The organism is Pseudomonas sp. BB438 (assembly GCF_057180225.1).
In genome coordinates this window covers 2,895,760-2,915,456 of the sequence record NZ_CM170001.1, presented here as the reverse complement: position 1 = coordinate 2,915,456, position 19,697 = coordinate 2,895,760, and the positions used below count along the sequence as shown (strand labels likewise).

Annotated in this window: 17 protein-coding genes; 5 read left to right on the top strand and 12 right to left on the bottom strand. The window is 66.5% G+C overall.

Going from position 1 to position 19,697, the window contains the following annotated elements; genetic code table 11:
• Positions 1-50 precede the first annotated feature (50 nt).
• Together AC1ZV1_RS13620 and AC1ZV1_RS13615 are read right to left on the bottom strand one after the other, a co-directional pair.
• Positions 51-1,130, bottom strand: coding sequence for a C45 family autoproteolytic acyltransferase/hydrolase (locus tag AC1ZV1_RS13620; protein WP_484297195.1), 1,080 nt, complete (start codon positions 1,128-1,130; stop codon positions 51-53).
• Between the two features lie 66 nt (positions 1,131-1,196).
• Positions 1,197-2,927 carry an amidohydrolase gene (locus tag AC1ZV1_RS13615; RefSeq protein ID WP_484297194.1) on the bottom strand — a complete coding sequence of 577 codons (1,731 nt, stop codon included), beginning with the start codon at positions 2,925-2,927 and terminating at the stop codon, positions 1,197-1,199.
• 119 nt (positions 2,928-3,046) lie between these two features.
• Between AC1ZV1_RS13615 and AC1ZV1_RS13610 the strand changes: the two genes are divergently transcribed.
• Positions 3,047-3,961: a LysR family transcriptional regulator gene (locus AC1ZV1_RS13610; RefSeq protein WP_484297193.1), complete on the top strand. Its 915-nt coding sequence runs from the start codon at positions 3,047-3,049 to the stop codon at positions 3,959-3,961.
• A gap of 529 nt (positions 3,962-4,490) precedes the next feature.
• On the opposite strand, the gene AC1ZV1_RS13605 is transcribed toward AC1ZV1_RS13610, so the two are convergent.
• Positions 4,491-5,963, bottom strand: a complete 1,473-nt coding sequence (locus AC1ZV1_RS13605; protein ID WP_484297192.1) for an aldehyde dehydrogenase family protein — start codon at positions 5,961-5,963, stop codon at positions 4,491-4,493.
• 210 nt (positions 5,964-6,173) lie between these two features.
• A complete protein-coding gene (locus AC1ZV1_RS13600; RefSeq protein ID WP_484297561.1) occupies positions 6,174-6,914 on the bottom strand; it encodes a helix-turn-helix domain-containing protein in 741 nt (246 codons plus the stop codon).
• A 238-nt stretch (positions 6,915-7,152) separates the two neighbouring features.
• On the opposite strand from AC1ZV1_RS13600, the gene AC1ZV1_RS13595 reads away from it, so the two are divergent.
• The 3 genes from AC1ZV1_RS13595 (at position 7,153) to AC1ZV1_RS13585 (ending at position 10,022) form a co-directional block, all read left to right on the top strand.
• Complete coding sequence (locus AC1ZV1_RS13595; RefSeq protein WP_484297191.1) at positions 7,153-8,538, top strand: NAD(P)/FAD-dependent oxidoreductase; 1,386 nt, start codon at positions 7,153-7,155, stop codon at positions 8,536-8,538.
• 11 nt (positions 8,539-8,549) lie between these two features.
• Positions 8,550-8,909, top strand: coding sequence for a cupin domain-containing protein (locus AC1ZV1_RS13590; protein WP_484297190.1), 360 nt, complete (start codon positions 8,550-8,552; stop codon positions 8,907-8,909).
• Positions 8,910-9,197: 288 nt separating this feature from the next.
• Positions 9,198-10,022 carry a lytic transglycosylase domain-containing protein gene (locus AC1ZV1_RS13585; RefSeq protein ID WP_484297189.1) on the top strand — a complete coding sequence of 275 codons (825 nt, stop codon included), beginning with the start codon at positions 9,198-9,200 and terminating at the stop codon, positions 10,020-10,022.
• A 184-nt stretch (positions 10,023-10,206) separates the two neighbouring features.
• Here the strand turns inward: AC1ZV1_RS13585 and AC1ZV1_RS13580 are convergent, their stop codons facing one another.
• The 6 genes from AC1ZV1_RS13580 to AC1ZV1_RS13555 all read right to left on the bottom strand — a co-directional run bounded on the left by AC1ZV1_RS13580 (position 10,207) and on the right by AC1ZV1_RS13555 (position 16,645).
• Positions 10,207-11,301: an arginase family protein gene (locus tag AC1ZV1_RS13580; RefSeq protein WP_484297188.1), complete on the bottom strand. Its 1,095-nt coding sequence runs from the start codon at positions 11,299-11,301 to the stop codon at positions 10,207-10,209.
• Between the two features lie 175 nt (positions 11,302-11,476).
• Complete coding sequence (locus AC1ZV1_RS13575) at positions 11,477-12,628, bottom strand: M24 family metallopeptidase (RefSeq protein WP_484297187.1); 1,152 nt, start codon at positions 12,626-12,628, stop codon at positions 11,477-11,479.
• 75 nt (positions 12,629-12,703) lie between these two features.
• Positions 12,704-13,543 (bottom strand): ABC transporter permease, encoded by an 840-nt coding sequence (locus AC1ZV1_RS13570; RefSeq protein ID WP_484297186.1) that lies wholly within the window; start codon positions 13,541-13,543, stop codon positions 12,704-12,706.
• Entirely contained in the window at positions 13,540-14,391 is an 852-nt protein-coding gene (locus tag AC1ZV1_RS13565) for an ABC transporter permease (RefSeq protein ID WP_484297185.1), read from the bottom strand. Before AC1ZV1_RS13565 ends, AC1ZV1_RS13570 begins: the two co-directional genes overlap by 4 nt.
• A 1-nt stretch (position 14,392) precedes the next feature.
• On the bottom strand, positions 14,393-15,526 hold the full coding sequence (locus AC1ZV1_RS13560) for an ABC transporter substrate-binding protein (RefSeq protein WP_484297184.1): 1,134 nt from the start codon (positions 15,524-15,526) through the stop codon (positions 14,393-14,395).
• Positions 15,527-15,565: 39 nt separating this feature from the next.
• Positions 15,566-16,645: an ABC transporter ATP-binding protein gene (locus tag AC1ZV1_RS13555; protein WP_484297183.1), complete on the bottom strand. Its 1,080-nt coding sequence runs from the start codon at positions 16,643-16,645 to the stop codon at positions 15,566-15,568.
• Between the two features lie 155 nt (positions 16,646-16,800).
• On the opposite strand from AC1ZV1_RS13555, the gene AC1ZV1_RS13550 reads away from it, so the two are divergent.
• Entirely contained in the window at positions 16,801-17,670 is an 870-nt protein-coding gene (locus AC1ZV1_RS13550) for a LysR substrate-binding domain-containing protein (RefSeq protein WP_484297182.1), read from the top strand.
• Positions 17,671-17,710: 40 nt separating this feature from the next.
• On the opposite strand, the gene AC1ZV1_RS13545 is transcribed toward AC1ZV1_RS13550, so the two are convergent.
• Positions 17,711-18,661 carry a PDR/VanB family oxidoreductase gene (locus AC1ZV1_RS13545; protein ID WP_484297181.1) on the bottom strand — a complete coding sequence of 317 codons (951 nt, stop codon included), beginning with the start codon at positions 18,659-18,661 and terminating at the stop codon, positions 17,711-17,713.
• Between the two features lie 290 nt (positions 18,662-18,951).
• Positions 18,952-19,692, bottom strand: a complete 741-nt coding sequence (locus AC1ZV1_RS13540; protein ID WP_484297180.1) for an SDR family NAD(P)-dependent oxidoreductase — start codon at positions 19,690-19,692, stop codon at positions 18,952-18,954.
• Positions 19,693-19,697: the final 5 nt, after the last annotated feature.

Genomic DNA, 19,697 nt, shown 5'->3' with positions numbered 1-19,697 from the left:
TGTAGGGGGTGATACGCAGGGAGAGGGGCTAAGCGGCCGGCATGACGGTCTCAGAACCGCAGGAACCCCTCATCCGCCAGTTTCTTCGGCGTGCCGGCGACGTACTCCAGGGTGCAGTTCGTGGTGTCCAGGCCGATGCTCAGCAGGGTTTCCCAGCGCTCGGTGTCCGGCTCGCTCATGTCCGGATGGAAGCACACCACCGCCTGGTCGCCGTCTGTGCCGCAGAAGGCGTCGGCACGTTCGCGCAGCGCCTTGCCGGTCATGCCGGCGGTGGCTGCCTTGAGGTGTTCCAGACGCGCGTAGGTGGTGGAAACGTCCGCCGTGCGCTCGCCCCAGCTCAGTTCGCCATCCAGGAAGTGGTTGGTGTGCAGCAGCCAGCCATCCTCGCGCGGCACCACCACGGCGGTGTGCGCCGGGCTCATCTCGATGCTGGCGGCGCGGGCACGCACGTCGTTGCGGGTAAACACGCTGAGCACGGTGGAGGCGCTGACCCGCGCCGAACGCGCCAGGTCGATGGCCTCGGTAACGCTGGTGGCCTCCTCCAGCACGCGGCGGGCGATGGCGTGTACCGGCACGCCAGCGCTGCCGTCATCACTGGCGTGGTGCAGGATGTTGAAGTGCACGCCCAACCCGGCACTGTTCACACCGATCTTGCCGAGCATGCCGAACTCGGTGAACAGCTTGGCGGTCAGGCCGGCGCTGCCGGTGAAGCCCAGCAGCAGGCCGTGGGGCACCAGGCTGTCGTGCCAGTCCCAGGTCTGCAGGCTGCGCGGCGCAACGGCACCGGCCGGGGCGTAGACGGAGGTGGAGCACTCGCCTTCCACCGGTTGCTCCGGCATCACAGCCAGCACTTCGGTGCGCGCGTTCAGCGCCGCCAACTGCCACAGCGGCAGGCCGACACCCAAGGCCAGGCCTTCGACTTCCTTGGCCAGGGCCGGGCACCAGTCAGCCAGCGCGGCCAGGCTGGCTTCGCCGATGGCGCGAGCCTTGTCCAGCTCCACGCCGACGCGCGGGAAGAAGTCCAGGTACAGCGCCACGGTCTGGCGGATCTGCTCGGCGAAGGTTTCGCCGATCTGCCGGCCACGCTGCAGCGGGTCGCGGAGGTCGGTGGTGAAGGTGTGAAGAATCACGGCAAGGCTCCTGCAATGGCTTTTTTAAACGACACCGGAGCGCGGAGCACTCCGGATGGATCAGCGTTACTCGCTCGATCGACTATAGACTTCGCGACCGGCAAACCAGGTCTTGAGCACCCGCGTGTCGCGCAGTGCTTCGGGCTTGACCGTGAACACGTCGCGGTCGAGCAGGACCAGGTCGGCCTGCTTGCCCGGCTTGAGCGAACCGATGCTCTTTTCCAGTCGAAGGGTGCGCGCGGCGTTGAGGGTGTAGGCCTGGAACATGGTCTGACGGTCGATGTCCTCGGCGGCGTTGAGCACACCTTTCGGACCGACGCGCTGGATCGCCTGGTAGATCGCCTTCCACGGATCGGGCGTGGTGATCGGCCAGTCACTGGCGCCGGAAAGGGTCGCGCCGTTCTTCAGCAGCGAGCGCGCCGGGTACATGTGCAGGAAGGCCATGGCACTGACGTAGGGCTTGACCAGGTCGACACTGTTCTCGTCGGCGGCAGCCCAGTACAGCTGCATGGCGGCGATCACATCGAGCGCCTTGAAGCGCGGGAAGTCCTTCGGGTTGACCATTTGCAGGTGCGTGATGGAATGCGGGATGCCGCTGTGGCGGTCCTTGCGCGCCTGCTCGATGCCATTGAGCGACTCGCGCACCGCGCGATCGCCGATCGCATGGATGTGTACCAGCCAGCCACGGGCGTCGGCGGCGCTGACCAGCTCGCCAAAGTGCTGGGGGTCGATCAGCAGCTCGCCGTACTTCTTCGAGTTGCTGTAGGGCTCGAGCATCGCCGCGCTCTGCGCCGGCACCTCGGCCACGCCGTCGGCGAAGACCTTGATGCCCGGCAGGGTCAGGTTCTCCACACCGAGGAACTGCTGGCGCACCTTGTCGAGTTCGTCGAGGTCGGCGGGAGTCGCCTTGGAATCGGCCATCAGCAAGGCGGCGACGTGCGCGGTCAAGCCGCCCTCCTCCGCCAGCATCTTGTAGGCCGGCAACACACCGACGGAATCGTTGTGAATGTCGCCACCGGGGTTCTCGTTCGCCAGCGGTTCCATCCAGGCGGTGATGCCCAATTCGTGGTAATAGCGCTGCGCGCCTTTCAGGGCCTTGAGCAGCTCATCGTTGCTCGCCAGCGGCAACAGCGCCTGCACCGGGTAGAGGCCCGCGTCCACCAGGAAGCCGTTGGGCTTGCCGTCCGCGTCATGGCCGATGGTGGCCTGCGCTTCGCCTTTCAGCGACTTGACCTTGGCGGCATCGATCCCGGCGAGGTCGAGCAGCGCCTGGTTGGCCCAGCCGGTGTGGTAGTCGCCGCCGGCCAGGAGAATCGGCTGCTTCGCCCATTCACCCTGGTTGAAGCGTTGCTGCAATTCGCCGATGTCGTCCCAGAACCCCGTCGGCACGCCCCCGACATAGAGGAACTGGCCACGCCGCGCTCGGCCGTCGTCACGCCATTGGCGCAGCTTGCTCTCGAACTCGGCCAGCGGCAGGTCCTGGTTGTCCAGGTTGGCCTGGAGCATCTGCAGGCCGCCCTTGACCAGATGGGTGTGGGCGTCGATGAAGCCGGGCATCAGCACCTGGCCTTGCAGATCGATGACCTGCGTCGCCGGTTGCTTGAGTGTGAGGATCTGCGCATCGGAACCGACCGCGAGGATGCGACCGTTCTCCACCGCCACCGCCTGCTGCAGCGCCTGGCCGGGTTCGGCGGTGTAGACCTTGCCACCATGGAAGATGAGGTCAGCGGCGGCCATAGTTTCCATCGAGGAAAAAGCGCAAGCCGCCGACACCAGCGCCGGAATCAGTAGTTTCATCGCAGAGCCTTCGTTATTGTTGATCTGCGACGAAGGTTAAGCAAAAGCCTCGGCCGCTTTAACACTGACTTCCCGCACAACTTCTGTTCCTGCCAGGAAGCAATACCAGGAAGCAATCCATGGACAAGATGACCGCCCTCACCATGTTCGTCGCCACCGCCGACCACGGCGGCTTCAGCCGCGCCGCCGAACAGCTGGGCAAGACGCCTTCGGCCATCACCAAGGGCGTTGCGCAGCTGGAAGCCGAGCTGGGCCAGCGCCTGTTCGAACGCACGACACGCCGCATGGCCCTTACCGAAGCGGGGCACATTTACCTGGAAGGCGCGCGCTCGGCGCTGATGCAGCTGCAACGTGCCGGCGAGGAAGTCGAGCAATTGCAGACCGAACTGCGCGGCAGCCTGCGCATCGTCTCGCCGCCCTCCTTCGCCCCGGCCTTCTTCAACGCGGTGTGCTGCCGCTTCCTGCGCGAGCACCCGCAGGTACGCCTGGAGGTGGACCTGCTGGACGAATTCGTCGACCTGGTCGAAGGCGGCTACGACATCGCCCTGCGCGACGGCCCCATCGACCTGCCGGATGTGATCGCCCAGCCGCTGCTCGAGAACCGCCTGATGCTCTGCACCAGCCCGAAATACCTCGCGGAAAAAGGTCTGGAGGTGACACTGGAAAACTACGAGCAGCACGACTGGCTGATCTTCCGCCACCCGCTGCTGAACCGGAATTTCTGGTGGGTACAGAAGGACGGCGAACGCCTGCGCATCCGCCAGCCGGTGCCGCGTATCGCCAGCGATAACTACGATTTCCTGCTCTCCTGCCTGCTGGACGGGCAGGGATTGCAATTTCTGCCGCAGTGGAGCGCACAGCCCTACCTGGAACGCGGCGAGTTGGTGGAGCAACTGCCCGACTGTTGGCGCGACCAGAGCGCATTCGGGCCCTGGGTGCATGTGCTCTACCTGCCGCACCGGCGCAGCACACGCAAGGTGCGGGTGTTCATCGACTACCTGCGCGAGCATTTGCAGGGGAAGGGCTTGGTCTGAGGCGGGGCTGCGGTGCTCCAGCGGTGGATGCCGTGCCGTGCGGTTCGCGAGCAAGCTCGCTCCTACGAAAAGCCCTACACCCACTCCATTCCTGCTCTGGCTTTGGCTCTTAAAGACTTCCAGAGAAATACCCGCGCACTCCGAACGCCCCGTTCAGGAGGGCTCGTTGGAGCGGAGTTTCAGGGGTTGAGCGACATGGATGTCGCAAGAGCCACGATGGGCCAGGGATGGCCCGTCGTGGCGTGCCCCTGAAACGTCGCTTGAACGAGGGTATTTTTCGCCCCAAGCGAAAAACCGGATGTCCGGGGCAAGCCTTCTTGGTTACTTCTTTGGGGGCGGCCTTCCGGCGTTTGGAAGACGTGACTCGCCCGAGGGGCGAAATACGATATCCGCGCGCGCACCGAAGCGGCGCAGAAGAACGAACGACAACGCAGCCAACGGCGGATAACGCTGGCGCGTTATGCGCCCTACAGGGGAATGTCGGCGTAGGGCGAATAACCTGGAACAGGTTATCCGCCGCCCCATCACATCACTTGATGTACCACCCCCACGGCTGGTCGCTGAGGTACTCGGTGACCTGCTTGGTCTCCAGGTAGTTGTCCAGGCCCCATACACCCAGCTCACGGCCGATGCCGCTCTGCTTGTAGCCGCCCCACGGCGCCTGAGTGAAGGTCGGCTGCGAGCAGTTGACCCAGACGATGCCCGCACGCAGGCCACGGCTCACCCGCTGGCAGCGCGCGGGGTCGACGGACATCACTGCAGCCGCCAGGCCGAACTGGCTGTCGTTGGCCAGGCGCAGTGCCTCGGCTTCGTCCTTGAAGCGGCGCACGGCGAGGACCGGTCCGAAGATCTCCTCGCGCCAGACGGCGCTGTCCAGCGGTGCGTCGATGAACACGGTCGGCTCGACGAACCAGCCCTTGTCCCGATGCACCGGACGCTTGCCACCGGTGGCCAGCTTGGCGCCATCGCGTACGCCGGCCTCGATGGCCTGCAGCACCTTGGCGTGCTGACCGGCACTGACCAGTGGGCCAAGCAGCACGCCCGACTCCAGGCCATTGCCGATGGTGATGCGGCGGGTTTCCTCCACCAGGCGCTCGATCAGCCGATCATGCAGGCCGTCCTGCACCAGCAGGCGCGAGGTGGCGCTGCACACCTGGCCCTGGTTCCAGAAGATACCGAAGAGGATCCACTCCACGGCGGCCTCGACATCGGCGTCATCGAAGACGATGAAGGCCGACTTGCCGCCCAGCTCCAGGCTGACGTTCTTGATGTCCTGGGCAGCCGCCTGCATGATCGCGCGCCCGGTCGGCACGCTGCCGGTGAAGGCCAGCTTGTCCACGCCCGGATGCGCCGAGAGCGGCGAGCCGGCGTCACGCCCGAGACCGGTGACCACGTTGAGCACGCCCTTGGGCAGGCCGACCGCATCGGCGGCAGCGGCCAGTTCCAGGGCGGTCAGCGGCGTCAGCTCGGACGGCTTGAGCACCGCGGTGCAACCCGCCGCCAGCGCCGGCGCGACCTTCCACGAAGCCATCAGCAGCGGGTAGTTCCACGGGATGATCTGTCCGGCTACGCCGACCGGTTCGCGCAGCACACGGCAGGCGAAACGCTCGTCGGGCAGTGCGACCACCTCACCCTCGTCGTTCAGCCCTTCGGCCAGCTCGGCGTAGTAATCGAAGCAGCCGATGGCGTCGTCGATATCCCACTGCGCCTCGGGCAGCGGCTTGCCGTTGTCCTGCACCTCGAGGCGAGCCAGGTCTTCGCGGCGGCCACGCAGGTTGTCGGCGATGGCGCGCAGGTAGCCGGCGCGCTCCTTCCCGCTGCTGCGGCCCCACTCGCCTTCGTCGAAAGCCCGGCGCGCAGACTGCACGGCACAGTCCACATCCTCGCCGGTGGCCGCGGCGACCTCGGTCAGCACCGCTTCGCTGGAGGGTTCGTACACCTCGAAGCGGCCGCCCTGCGCGGGCGCCTGCCACTGGCCGTCGATATAGAGCTGGTCGCGCATGCGAAGGTCTCCTGAGCTTGTTGGAATGCTTGTCGGCCGAGCATAGGGAAATGGGTGCGGGATTGATAACGCGGGCGCCGTGCATGCGGGCACGCGCGGAGCGGGCCAGGCACCGCGTAGGATGGGTGGAGCTTGCGATAGCCATCAGCAGAGTCACCCGTGATTGATGGGTATCGCTTCGCTCCACACCATCCTACAGAAGCGATCCGATCACGAAGCCGCCCTCTGTTCCAGATACGCCTTGGGCGACAACCCCGTCTCCTCGCGGAAGCAGCGGTAGAAGGTCGACAGCGAGCGGAACCCCGCCGCCCGCGCCAGCTCGTCGATACGCGTGACGCTGGTCGCGCCGTCGAGCTGGCCGAGCAGGTGACGCAGGCGCAACTGGTTCAGGTACTGGTAGAAGCTCAGGCCCAGTACCTGGTTGAGGAAGTAGGAAATCTGGTTGCGCGTGTAGCCGGTGGCCGCAGCAACCTGGGGCATGTCCAGGTCGGGATTGAGGAACGGCCGGGCCTGCTGGAAGTACTGCTGGATATCGCCGCCCAGCAGGCTCAGCTGCCGCGCGGAGAGCCCGAGGCGACTGTCCGCCATGCGCGGCTGCGGCTCGCTGGCGGTTTTCTGCGGCTGGCCGATCAGCGCCGCGTGCTCATTGACCCGAATGATCCGGCCGTCGCGCACGGTGTAGGCCTCGGTGGCGCGGAAGGACACCAGTCCCTGGGTGCCACGCAGCGTCACCTGGTACTGCAGGAAGGCGGTATCGCCGTCCACCCGTAGCCGGTCGGTGTAGACCTGCGACTCATCGCCCGCTGCCGGCATGCTGGTCTGCAGGTAGTCACGCAGTTCATTCGGCGCGATCCGACGCCCCTGGAAGAAATCGTTGTACTCCACCTGTGGGTCGAACAACGCCATCAGCGCTTCGATATCGTGACGACGCCAGGCCTGGTGATAGCGCATCACCACCGCATGGGTAGCGGCGCTGACCGGGTCGGGCTGGTAGGTCGTGCCTTCGAGCGTGGCACTCCAGCCCTGTTCTTCGCTCATTGTTTTCCCCTGCCGGTCTGGGCCGGCTCCTGTGTTCCGGGCGTGCCCGCAAGCAGCGAAGGACCGTATGCCTGGCTCCCGGAAGCGATTACAAAACTCGGACGCGGCCCGAAGACCGCTTTTTCTTCCGACATTCTGCCGGAGTTTTCCGATGACATCCGCCCTTCTTGCGCACGCCATTCCCCGACCTTTCTGGCTCGATACCCTCGACCCTGCTCCCGCCGCACCGGCGCTGGAAGCAGATCGCCGCTTCGACCTGGTGGTGGTCGGTGGTGGTTTCACCGGTCTCTGGACCGCCCTGCACGCCCGCCAGCGCTGGCCCGGCGCGAGCATCGCAGTGGTCGAGGCACGTCGTTGCGGCGGCGAGGCCAGCGGACGCAATGGCGGGTTCTGCGCACCCAGCATTTCCCACGGTGTAGGCAATGCCCTGCGCCGCTGGCCGGAAGAAGCCGAAACCCTGGTGCGCCTGGGCCGACAGAACCTCGAAGAATTCGAGGCCGACCTCAATCGCTTCGGCATGAGCGTGGAGTTCGAGCGCCGCGGCAAGCTCAGCGTCGCCATGCAGCCCTGGCAGGTCGAGGGCCTGCGCGGCATGCAGCGCAACTACCAGCGCTTCGGTATCGACTGCGAGTGGCTGGAGGGCGCGGAGCTGGCGCAGAAACTCGACTCGCCGATGTACAAGGCCGGCGTGTTCGAGCCCAACTACGCACTGCTCAACCCGGCGAAGATGGCCGCCGAGTTGCGCCGGGTTTGCCTGGAACAAGGCATCGAGCTGTTCGAGAACACGCCCGTCCACGAGCTGCACCTGCTTGGCGACCGCCTGATGCTGCGCTGCGACCGTGGCGAGCTGGAGGCCGGGCAGATCGCCCTGGCCACCAACATCGCGCCGCCGCTGCTTGGCCACCTGAACTCCAGCGTGCTCCCGGTGTACGACTACTCGCTGGTCACCCAGCCGCTCAGCGACGACCAACTGAGCGCCATCGGCTGGGTCGACCGCTATGGCATCGCCGATGCGGGCAACCAGTTCCATTACCTGCGCAAGACCGCCGACAACCGCATCCTCTGGGCCGGCTTCGATGCCATCTACCACTTCGGCAGCCGCCGCGACGAAGCCCTGACCCAGCGTCCGGAGAGCTTCCAGCGCCTGGTCGAACAGTTCCACGAGGCGTTCCCGCAGCTCGGCCCGGTACAGTTCAGCCACGCCTGGGGTGGGATCATCGACACCTCGGCGCGCACCACGCTGTTCACCGGCTGCGTGCTCGATGGACGCGTCGCCTATGCCCTGGGCTTCACCGGCCAGGGCGTGGCGGCGAGCCGCTTCGCCGCGCTGAACATGCTCGACCAGCTGGGCGGCGAGCGCACCGAACGCACCGAGCTGCGCATGACCTCGCAGAAGCCCTTCCCCTTCCCGCCCGAGCCGCTGCGCTACGTTGGCGTGCGCCTGGCCCAGCGTTCGCTGGCCAAGGAAGACCGCACCGGCCGCCGCGACCTGCTGCTCAAGACCTTCGATGCCTTCGGCATCGGTTTCGATTCCTGATGGAGAACCTCATGTCCACCCTGCCCCGCCATGTCATCGATTTCGCCGACCCCGACCTTGCCCCGCAGGAGCGCGAGATCAACGACCCGGCCATCGTCGATGCACCGTACCAGAGCCGCAGCTGGCGACACTTCGCAGAGCCTGCAAAGAACGCCATCGCCGGCATCTGGGAGGCCGGCGTGCACCTTGAACGCTGTGAGTGCGACTACGACGAGCTGTGCCACATCCTCGAGGGCACCGTGCGCCTGACCGATTCCGACGGCGTGGCGAAGACCTTCGGGCCAGGCGATTCCTTCGTGGTGGCGGCGGGCTTCAAGGGTACCTGGGAAAACCTCACGCCGGTGCGCAAGGTGTACTTCATCCTCGGCTGAGTCCGGCATCGCGATGGTTCGCGAGCAAGCTCGCTCCTACAAAGCCGCCATATGCCCTGCGCAGGAGCGGGCTTGCTCACGAATCGCCAGTCCTGCACCACGACCTGGAGCGCCGGCAGGCCGTACGTCCCCCCGCGTTCCCTAACCGTTTGAAAGGGCTATAACTAGCGAAACGAAACGGCAGGTCGACAGGCAGCAGCCTGTAGCGACGGCCCCAGACGGCGTTTCCCCCTTGCATGGATCAGGCACTCCCCGGCCTGATCGGCGCCCGCGGCGCGGAGCGGTTTGATGAGTTTCAGAGCATGGCGATGGGCTCGCAGGAGCTTTCCTGGCTGCATCGGGCTGGCACTGCTGGTCGCTCCGCTGTACGCCAATGCCCTGTTCAAGTGCCAGGCCCCCAACGGGGCCGTCAGCCACAGCAGCCACGCCGTTGCCGGATCTCGCTGCACTCTTCAAAGCGGCAAGACAGGCCAGACCGGCAAGACGGGCGCGATTGCCGGCGCCAGGTCGAAGGCTGCGCCAGCGCCCGAACGCGGGGACCAGCCAGGTGCCGGGCGGGTGCGGGTTTATACCTTCGTCCACAAGGGCGTTCGCCAGTATGTGAGCCGCCGCCCGGTCGGAATCTCCGCGCGGGTCGATGTGATTGATGTGTACTACATCAAGGGCTGCTACCTGTGCATGGCGCCGAAGGACTTCAATGTCGCCACCCTGCGCCTGGACACCAACTCCTATCGCCGGGAGATCGAGGCCGCGTCGAGTTTCTATGGCGTCGACAGGGCGCTGGTCCGCGCCGTGATCCATGCCGAATCGGCGTTCCAGCCCAACGCCGTCTCCGTCGCCGGCGCTCAGGGACTGATGCAGTTGATGCCCGACACCGCCGTGCGCTTCAACGTCAGCAACCCCTTCGATGCGCGGCAGAACATCCGTGGCGGCGTGCGTTACCTGGCCTGGCTGCTCAAGCGCTTCAACGGTAATCAGAGGCTGGCGCTGGCCAGCTACAACGCCGGTGAAATGACCGTCGACAAGTACAACGGGATTCCGCCCTACGCCGAGACGCAAACCTACGTCGCCCGCGTGCAGTCCCTGACCGAGCGTTATCGCAACCATCGCTGATGGGGTTGATGCGGTTGGTGCGGCGAGAGTTCGCGAGCAAGCTCGCTCCTACAAACGGCCAAACGCCTGCGCTCTCCTGTAGGAGCGAGCTTGCTCGCGAACCACGCTCGACGACACACAGGGCGCATAACGCTGGCGCGTTATGCGCCCTATCGGTCAGCCCGCCCCTGCCAGAGCCGATGGCTCAGGCGAACTTCCACCCCGCCGACGCCAGCCGCGTGTCCAGCGCAGCCAGGTCGGCCTCCACCCGTGCGGCCGGCTCCGGCATATACGCCAGCGGGTCAGGCAGCGTGGACGCCCCACCGAGGAAGCCTTCCGTCGCGGCATGCAGGCAGTAGGCGCTGTAGGCCGGGTTGTAGCCCCCCTCCTGCACCACCAGCAACCGTCCCTGGCAGAGCTCGTCGGCCAGCGCGCGGGCGCGGCGGGCCAGGCGGTTGAAGCCCTGCATGGTCACCAGCTGGCGGCCATTGGGGTCGAACTGCGAGGCGTCCAGGCCGTTGGCGATGATCAGCAGATCCGGCTTGAAGGCACGCAACGCCGGCTCGACGAAGCGGCTGAAGACCATCTCGTAGAGCTGGTCTCCCGAGCCCATGGGCAGCGGCAGGTTGAGGTTGCTGCCCAGCCCGGCGCCGTAGCCCCGCTCGTCCACCGCTCCCGACTGCGGGTGGCTGGGCCCCCAGGCGCCATGGTCCATGTGCAGGGACACGGTGAACACCGACGGATCGTCGTAGAAGCCTTCCTGGGTGCCGTTGCCGTGGTGCACGTCCCAGTCGACGATGGCCACGCGCTCCAGTCCCGCCGCCTGCGCAGCCCGCGCGGCAACCCCGACGTTGTTGAAGAAGCAGTAGCCGTCGGCCATCGCCGGCGCGGCATGGTGGCCTGGCGGACGCACCAGTGCCATGGCCGGGTTGCCGGTCGTCAGCACGCTCTCCAGCGCCCGCAGGCTGGTGCCCGCGGCCGCCAGCAGCCCGGCGAGACTGCCGGCGGACATCAGGGTCGTGCTGCTGAAACGCTTGCCCCGCACATCTGCCTCGAAGATACCGCGCAGGTAGTCGGCATCGTGGAAGCGCAGCAGTTCCTCCTCGCTGGCATGGCGGCCTTCGTGCCAGCGCAACGAGCCGGCAACCGGCCCGCGCTGGAGAATGGCGCGCATGTTGAGCAGCCGGGGATTGCTCTCCGGGTGCAGCAGTTGTTCCGCCAGCAGGTCGCTGGGCGGCGCTTCGAACACACCGGCGGCGGTGTCGTGGCGCAGCACGTCGTCGTGCCAGAAAACATCCATCGTGTGACTCATCGGAAACCCTCGGACTTCATCACTGCGCCCGCAGGCGCAGACACGCTTCAATCAGGTTCATACGGGTTTGCATTCGGCCGGAGAACCAGGCGGGCGGCCGAAGACAGTGCTTCAGCACGGCAAGGCCGCCCAACGACGTCATACGGCTGAAGGCGAGCCCGTATCAGTCGATGATGGTGAGTTCCGGCGGTATCTCCGACAGGCTCGCCGAGCCCTTCTCGCCGCACAGCACGGTGTCGCCGAGCTTGATGCCGAAGCCCTCGTTGTACAAGGACAGGTTGGGCTCGATGGAGAACGACATGTTCGGCTGGAACACGTGGTCGTCGGCCTCGTCCACCATCATCGCTTCCAGCCAGGTCGGCGGGTAGGCCAGGCCCAGGCTGTAGCCGATGCGGTGCACGCGGGTGCGCGAGAGGTCGATGCGGTCGAGAATCTGGTTGCACACGCGGTTGGCCTCGCCCACCGGGGTGCCCGGCTTGGCGATCTCGATGGCAGCATTGAAGGCCTCGGTGAGCAAGGTCGCAACTTCCTTCACGCGCGGGCTGGGTTTGCCGATCACCGCGGTGCGCATGAGGATGGCGTGGTAGCGGTTGCACACGCCGGCGTGTTCGAGGATCACCACGTCGCCGTGGCTGATGGTCTGGCGGTGCGGCATGGCGTGGGTCATGGTGCTGCGGCGGCCGGTGGCGCACATCGGGCTGATCGCCGAGTACTCGCTGCCGGCGCGACCCAGGGCGTTGGCGACGATGCCCGCCACTTCCACTTCGGAGATCCCCGGGCGCAGCGCCTCGAAGGCGGCCAGCATGCCCTGGTCGGCCATGCGCGCGGCGCTGCGCTGGTACTCGATTTCCTCGGCGGTCTTGATCAGGCGGTTCTCGGCGACCAGGGGGCCGGCGTCCTCGAAGCGTGCTTCGGGCAGGTAGCCGAGCAGCGCGTTGTACTGCGCCGGGGAGAAGGTCGAGGCGGTCATTTCCAGGCCGATGCGCGCCTGGGACAGGCCGGCCTGGGCGAGCACGTCGGCGACGATCTTCAGCGGGTCCTGCTTGGCGATGTCATAGAAGATCGCCTCGTTGATGCACGACAGCTCCCAGGTGCAGGGCTCTTCGCTGGTGCGGGTGAGGAACACCGGCTCGGCCAGCTTCGGCGAGATGATCAGCGCCTGGTACCAGAGAAAGCCCAGGCTGTCGAAGCCGGTCAGGTAGTTGATGTTGTCCGGGTAGTTGACCACCAGGGCATCCAGGCCCCGATCGGCCATGCGGCGTTTGACGGCGTCGACGCGTTGACGGTAGGTGCGTGCGGGGAAAGCGGTAAGCATGGGGATTCCCTCCTCAGGGACAAGGTGCAAGCGACAGGCAGTTCGGGCGGCTGCCATCTGGCAGCCGGAGGTGGATCAGGAAGGCGGTCGATGCCGTTCGAGGTACATGCGCAGCAGCATCACCGCCAGGGTGAGGACGATCATCAGGGTGGACACGGCGGCAATCGCCGGGTCGAGGTTGTAGCGCAGGCCGTCCCAGATGCGCTTGGGCAGCGTCACCACGTTCAGGCCGCTGGTGAACAGGGTCACCACCACCTCTTCCCAGCTCATCACGAAGCCCATGAAGAAGCCGCCGAGGATGCCGCCGCGCACGTTGGGCAGCAGCACATGCCAGAGCGTCGGCCAGAGCGCGGCGCCCAGCGAGCGCGAGGCCTTGTACAGGCTCAGGTCGAGCCGCGCGTAGGCCACCAGCAGGGCGATCACCGAGTACGGCAGTGCCATCAGCAGGTGGCCGAAGCCGACGCCCAGCAGGTTGTCGAGCATGCCCAGGCGGGCGTCGAGGTAGTAGATCGACATCGCCGAGACCACCTGCGGGACGATCATCGGCAGTAGCACGATCAGCGTCAGCACGGTACGGAAGCGCCGTTGCAGCCAGATGCCGGTGGCGAACAGGAAGGCCAGCGCCGTGGACAGCGCGCCAACCACCAGCGCCAGCCCGAGGCTCTGCAGGATCGACAGCAGCCAGGCACCGTCGAACAGCGTCGCATAGTGGCGCAACGACCAGCCACCATCCGGGAAGGCCAGGTAGCGCTGGTTGCCGAACGACAGCGGCACGATCACCAGGATCGGCAGCAGCAGGAACAGCGCGGACAGCACCAGCGCGGCCCAGGACAGCCAGCGCCCCAGCGGCGGGCGCGGCAGTTGCGGCTTGCCCGGCTTGGGCATGGCGGAGACGAAGGTTCCCTGCGGGGTCACAGTTCAGTCCTCCCGAGCAGGCGGCGGTAGCCGATGAGTTGTCCGAACAGCAGCGCGCAGCCCACCACCAGCAGCATCAGCACGATGCTCAGCGCCGCGCCCAGGCCCCAGTTGGACAGCTGGAACATCTGCACGTAGATGTACTCGGCGAGCATGGCAGCCTTGCCGCCGCCGAGCAGCGCCGGGGTGACGAAGCAGCCGAGGCTGAACACGAAGACGATGGCGGACGCGGCGACCACGCCTGGCAAGGTCAGCGGGATGAAGATGTCCTTGAGCGTCTGCCAGTGGCTGGCGCCCAGGCTGCTGGAGGCGCGCAGCAGGCTGTCGTCCACCTGTTTGAGCGAGGACAGCAGCGGCAGAACTGCGTACGGCACCATGAAGTGCACCATGCCGATCAGCGCGCCCAGCTCGTTGCGCACCAGCGGCGGCGGCGCATCGAACCAGCCGGTGGCCATCAGCCCCTGGCTGACCAGCCCACCATTGCGCAGCAGCACCAGCCAGGCGAAGGCGCGGATCAGCATCGACAGCCAGAATGGCAGCAGCACGAACAGCTCGATCAGTTGCCGGCCCCGTGGCGTCGCGAAACGCCAGCGGTAGGCGATCAGGTAGGCAATGGCAACGCTGATCGCGGTGGTCAGCAGGCAAATGCGCAGGGTGCGCCAGATCACCGCCTGCAGGTTGGCGTTGTCGGCGATGGCCGCGTAGTTCTGTGTGCCCCACTCCGGCAGGCTGAAGCTCCAGCCCAGCACGCCGAGGGTCGGCAGCAGGTAGCCGACCACGACGATTACTGGCAGGGGCAGGATCAGCAGGCCGTAGACCGGCAGCACGCCCGGTGCGAAACGTCGCATCTCAGCCACCGATCAGCGCGAGGTAGCGCTCCAGGGTTTCACCGTAGTGTTCGGCGTGCCACTTGTTGTTCAGCGACACCTGCTTCTTCAGGTTGTCCGGCGCGGTGGGGTTGATCGCCTGCAGCGGGGCGCTGAGCAGGTCGTTCGCTTTCAGGTTCACCGGCCCCATGTTGTAGACCTCCATGAGCTTGGCCTGCACCTCCGGACGCAACGCGTAGGCGATGAAGTCCATGGCCGCCTTGGCGCCGGCCGGGTTGCCCTTGGGCACCATCCACACCGAAGGCGAGACGATGCCGCCGTCGAAGCTCCAGTCGATCTTGCCGGCGGTGTCGTTCTTCACCAGTTCGGCGCGGGTGTGCCACATCTGCGCCAGGCTCACCTCGCCATCGCGGATCAGTTGCTGCGACTCGGCGCCGGTGGACCAGTGAGTGGCGATGTGCGGCAGCAGTTCCTCGATCTTGCGCAGCGCGCGGTCGACGTCCAGCGGGTAGAGCTGCTCCGGCGGCACGCCGTCGGCCAGCAGCGCGCACTCCAGGTTGGCGCTCATCCACTTGTAGAGGGTGCGCTTGCCCGGGTACTTCTTCACATCCCAGAAGTCGGCCCAGGACTTGGGCGGGTTCTTGCCGAACTGCTCGTGGTCGTAGCCGATCACGTAGCTGTAGGTGTAGTTGGCGAGGCCGAAGTCATGCACATCGCCGTAGCCGATCAGCGACTTGTCGACGATGCCGAAGTCGATGGGGGTGAGGAACTTGTCCTTGCCCAGCCGATAGGACGAGTACATCTCGCCGTCGCACACGTCCCAGCGCACCGCACCGCTGCTCACCTGGGTCTTCAGTGCGCCTTCGGTGGGGCCGCTGCCATCGACCCTCAGGGCCAGGCCGGACGCCTGGTCGAAACCGCCAAAGCTCTTCTCGAAGGCCGGCACCGCATCGCCGCCCCAGTTGGCCAGCACCAGGCTGCCGCCGGCGGCGAAGGCCCGCCCGCCAGTGCCGAACGGCAGCGCGCTGGCCGCGGCGAGCAGCAGCAGGCTGCGGTTGAAATCCCGGCGGCTGATACCGGTGCGCTCGCCCTTCTGGGCGGCGATCTCGATGGCGTCTTCGATGAAGCCTTGGCCTGCTTTTACATGGTCGCTCATGTGATTGCTCCCCGATCGCTTGTTTTCGTTATGGGTTAGTCAGGCGGACAACAGGTGGCAGTGCTGCGGCGACCAGCTGCACCAGTAGCGCTGGCCGCTGCGCAGCTCGCCGAGCAGCGGGTGCGATACCGGCAGGCGCAGGTCCAGGCGATCACCCTGCTCCAGGGTCAGTTCGAGATTGACGTGGGCACCCTGGTAGGTCGCCATACCGGCGGTGGCGCAAAGACCGTTGTCGCGACCGGCATCCTGCAGCGGACGCAGGTCGATGTGTTCCGGGCGTACCGCCAGCCAGTTCCTGCCACCCTGGCTGGCCTGGGCCGAATACGCCGCCCGCAGATGCTGGCCACGGAAATCACAGAGCGTGGCGTCTGCCTCGCGGCCCACCACGCCGACTTCCAGCAGGTTGGTGTCGCCGAGGAAATTGGCGACGAAGCGACTGGCCGGGCGTTCGTAGACCTCGCGCGGGGTCCCGACCTGCTCCAGGCGGCCCTTGTTGAACACGGCGATGCGGTCGGATAGCGCCAGGGCTTCCTCCTGGTCGTGGGTGACGAAGACAAAGGTGGTGCCGAAGTCCTTGTGCATGCGCGCCAGCTCGCCCTGCATCTCCTGGCGCAGGCGGCGGTCGAGGGCGGAAAGCGGCTCGTCGAGCAGCAGCAGTCTGGGCTTGAACACCAGCGCGCGGGCCAGCGCCACACGCTGCTGCTGGCCGCCGGAGAGCTGGCTGATACCGCGCTCGCCCATGCCAGCGAGGCCGACAAGTTCCAGCACCTCGGCGACGCGGCGCGCGATCTCGGCGCCCGGCACCTTGCGGATGCGCAGCGGGTAGGCGACGTTCTGCGCCACGCTCATGTGCGGGAACAGCGCGTAGCCCTGGAACACCACGCCGAATTCGCGCTGGTCCGGCGACAGGTGGGTGATATCGCGGCCGTCCTGCTCGATGCGCCCTTGGCTGGGTTCGACGAAGCCGGCGAGCATCATCAGCGTGGTGCTCTTGCCCGAGCCCGACGGCCCCAGCAGCGTGAGGAATTCGCCCTGGCGGATGCTCAGGCTGAGGTCGCTCAGGACCTGCAGGTTGCCGTAGCGCTTGCCCAGGCCGAGCAAGTCGACGAAATGCTGCATGGCGGATCTCCAGCCGTTTGTTCTTGTGTTTGGGTGTTGGCTTGGGGACATCTTCTGTGCAAATTTAACTAACGACAATTCAATAGATTTCCGCCTGAATCGTTAGTCAAATTCACAGAAAAAGGTCCTCCATGCGTCAGAACAGTGCGTTCCGAATGCCCTCTCTCATCGCCCTGCGCGCTTTCGAGGCACTGGTCCGGCAGGGCAGCATCAGCCGTGCGGCGCTGGAGCTGCACGTCACCCACGGGGCGGTCAGCCACCAGGTGAAGAAGCTCGAGGAAGAGCTGGGGGTGGCCCTGGTGGAGCGCCAGGGCAAGGGCGTCAAGCTGACCCCGGCCGGGCGCCAGCTGAGCCAGCAGATCAGCAGCGCCTTCGACCAACTGCGCGACATCCGCCGCGCCCTGCCCACCGAGGAGCCCGCCGGTGAACTGCGCATCGCCTGCGCCCCGGCGCTGCTGGCGCGAGTGTCATCGCTGCTGGAGAAATTCCTGCGCAACTACCAGGAAGTGGCCCTGCACCTGCTGCCGATGAGCAGCGACCTGGGCGACGTGGACATGGTGATTTCCTTCGGCGAGACGCACATCGAAGGCCAGCGCTTCGCCGCGCTGGGCGATATCCGCTACTTCCCGGTGTGCAGCCCGCGCCTGCTGAACACCCAGGAGCACCTGCGCAAACCGCGCGACCTGGCGCGCCAGGTGCTATTGCACGAAGACGACGGCTTCGACTGGAGCCGCTATTTCCTGGCCGCCGGCGTGCCCGGCCTGCAGGCGCGGCAGAACGTCTTCCTGCCCGACGCCTACCTGACCATCCGCGCCGCACTGGCGGGCGGCGGCGTAACCATCAGCGACCACATCCTGGCCGGCGAGGAACTGGCCGAGGGCCGGCTGGTGCGCCTGTTCGACATCGACTTCCCGGCGCCCCACCCCTATTTCCTGATCATCCCGCCCCACGGCAACCAGGCCCTGGCGCGGGAGTTCGCCGACTGGCTGCTGCATGAGCTGGAGGCGATTCCGGCGTTCGACTGAGGGAGCCGACGCTGGGTATCGACAGAGGCTTCAACCCACGTCAGAGATCCAGCACCAGCCGCGTCGACTTCGCTCGCGAGACGCAGGCGCATATCTGCTTGTTGGACGCCTTTTCCTTGCTCGACAGGCAGTTGTCGCGGTGCTCCGGCTCGCCTTCCAATACGTCGACGATGCAGGTGCCGCAGATGCCTTCGCGGCACTCGGTGTCGATGTCACAACCGTGGGCCTGGAGCACGTCCACCAGCGTCGAATCCGCCGGTACATGAAGCACCACGCCGGAGCTGGCCAGCTCCACGTCGAAGGAACCGGCCGGCGCCGCGTTGGCGGCCGGGTCGGCCTGGAAGTGCTCCAGGTGGATGGCATCTTCCGGGCGGCTGCGCGCAGCGATCTCCACCACCTTGTTCATGAACGGCGCCGGGCCGCAGGTATAGACGTGGGCCTGTTGCGGCGCGTGCTCCAGGCACTCGCCCAGCACGCGGCCGAGGTCGGCGGGTTCGACGCCGTAGTGCAGTTCCACCTTGCCGGCGAACGCCTCGCTGGCCAGCAGTTCGACGAAGGCGGCGTGCTCGGCGGAACGGGCGAAGTAATGCAGGCGATAGGGCTCGCCCCTGGCATTCAGGCGGTAGGCCATGCTCAGCAGCGGCGTGACGCCAATGCCGGCGGCGAACAGCACGTGCTCGCGGGCTTCCGGCGCCAGGCGGAACAGGTTGCGCGGCGCGCCGATGTCGAGCTCCATGCCCTCCTGCACTTCATGCAGGGCAACGGAGCCACCGCGCGAGGCGCCTTCCTTCTTGATCGCCACCAGGTAGGCCGCGCGGTCGTCCGGCGGGCTGCACAACGAGTACTGGCGCGTTACCCCGGTGGGCCCGGTGACGTCGACGTGGGCGCCCGGCTCGTAGGCGTCGAACGGCTGGCCATCACAACGTACGAGACGCAGCGAACGGATGTCCTGCGCTTCCTCGACGATTCTCTCGATTCTGACCTTCATCATGGCGTTACCTGCAAGGCGTTGAGTGCGGGCTCTGTGGCCCCTTTCCGGCCTCTTTTTCACGAGCGGACGGGTGTTTCGGTTGGTTAAAGGAGCGGGCCGGGGCTCACTCGGGAAATTTGGGAGCGGGCGGCGTTGCCCTCTCCCCAGCCCTCTCCCTGAAGGGAGAGGGAGCAGTTCAGCGTTGCCGGGTGGCACAGTGTTCCCAGCCCTGCCAATCAGTCCCCTCTCCCGCTTGCGGGAGAGGGTTAGGGAGAGGGGCTTTTGACCGGCCCATCTCCCGCGTCAAAGGCTCAACGCATGAACAACCCACCATTGATATCCCAGCAGGCGCCCGTCACCGATCCGGCGTTCTCCGCGCAGAGCAGCAGTACGCTGTCGGCAATGAAGGTCGGATCGCCCAGGCGGCCGGCGGGGATGGTCTTGAGGATCTGTTCCAGGCGCTCGGGCGCGACGCTCTCGTAGACCACCGGCAAGTCCAGCGGCCCTGGCGAGATCGCATTGACGGTCACGCCCTGCGTCGAGAGTTCGCGGGCGAACACCTTGGTCAGGGTCGCCACGCCGCCCTTGGCCGCCGCGTAGTGGCCGCCGGTGGCGGTACCGCCGTTCTGCCCGGCCAGCGAGGCGATGTTGACGATGCGGCCGAAGCCGCGTGCTGCGAAGTGCGTACCGAACACCTGGCAGGCGACGAAGGTGCCGCGCAGATTCACCGCCATGGAGGCGTCGAAGTCCTCCGGGCTGATGTCCATCAGCGCGGCGACCTTCGACATCCCGGCGTTGTTCACCAGGATATCGGTGCCGCCCCAACGCTCGGCAAGCAGATCGCGGGCACGTTCGAAATCGACCTTCTCCCGCGCATCCAGCTTCAACCCAACTGCCGTGCGGCCCTCGGGGTCGAGCTCGTCGGCCAGGCGCTGTACCGCGTCTTCGTTAAGGTCGGCCAGCGCCACGCGCAGGCCGGCGGCGTGCAGACGACGCGCGATGACTTCACCCAGCCCGCGCGCGGCGCCAGTTACCAGGGCTACTCGTTGCATGGCGC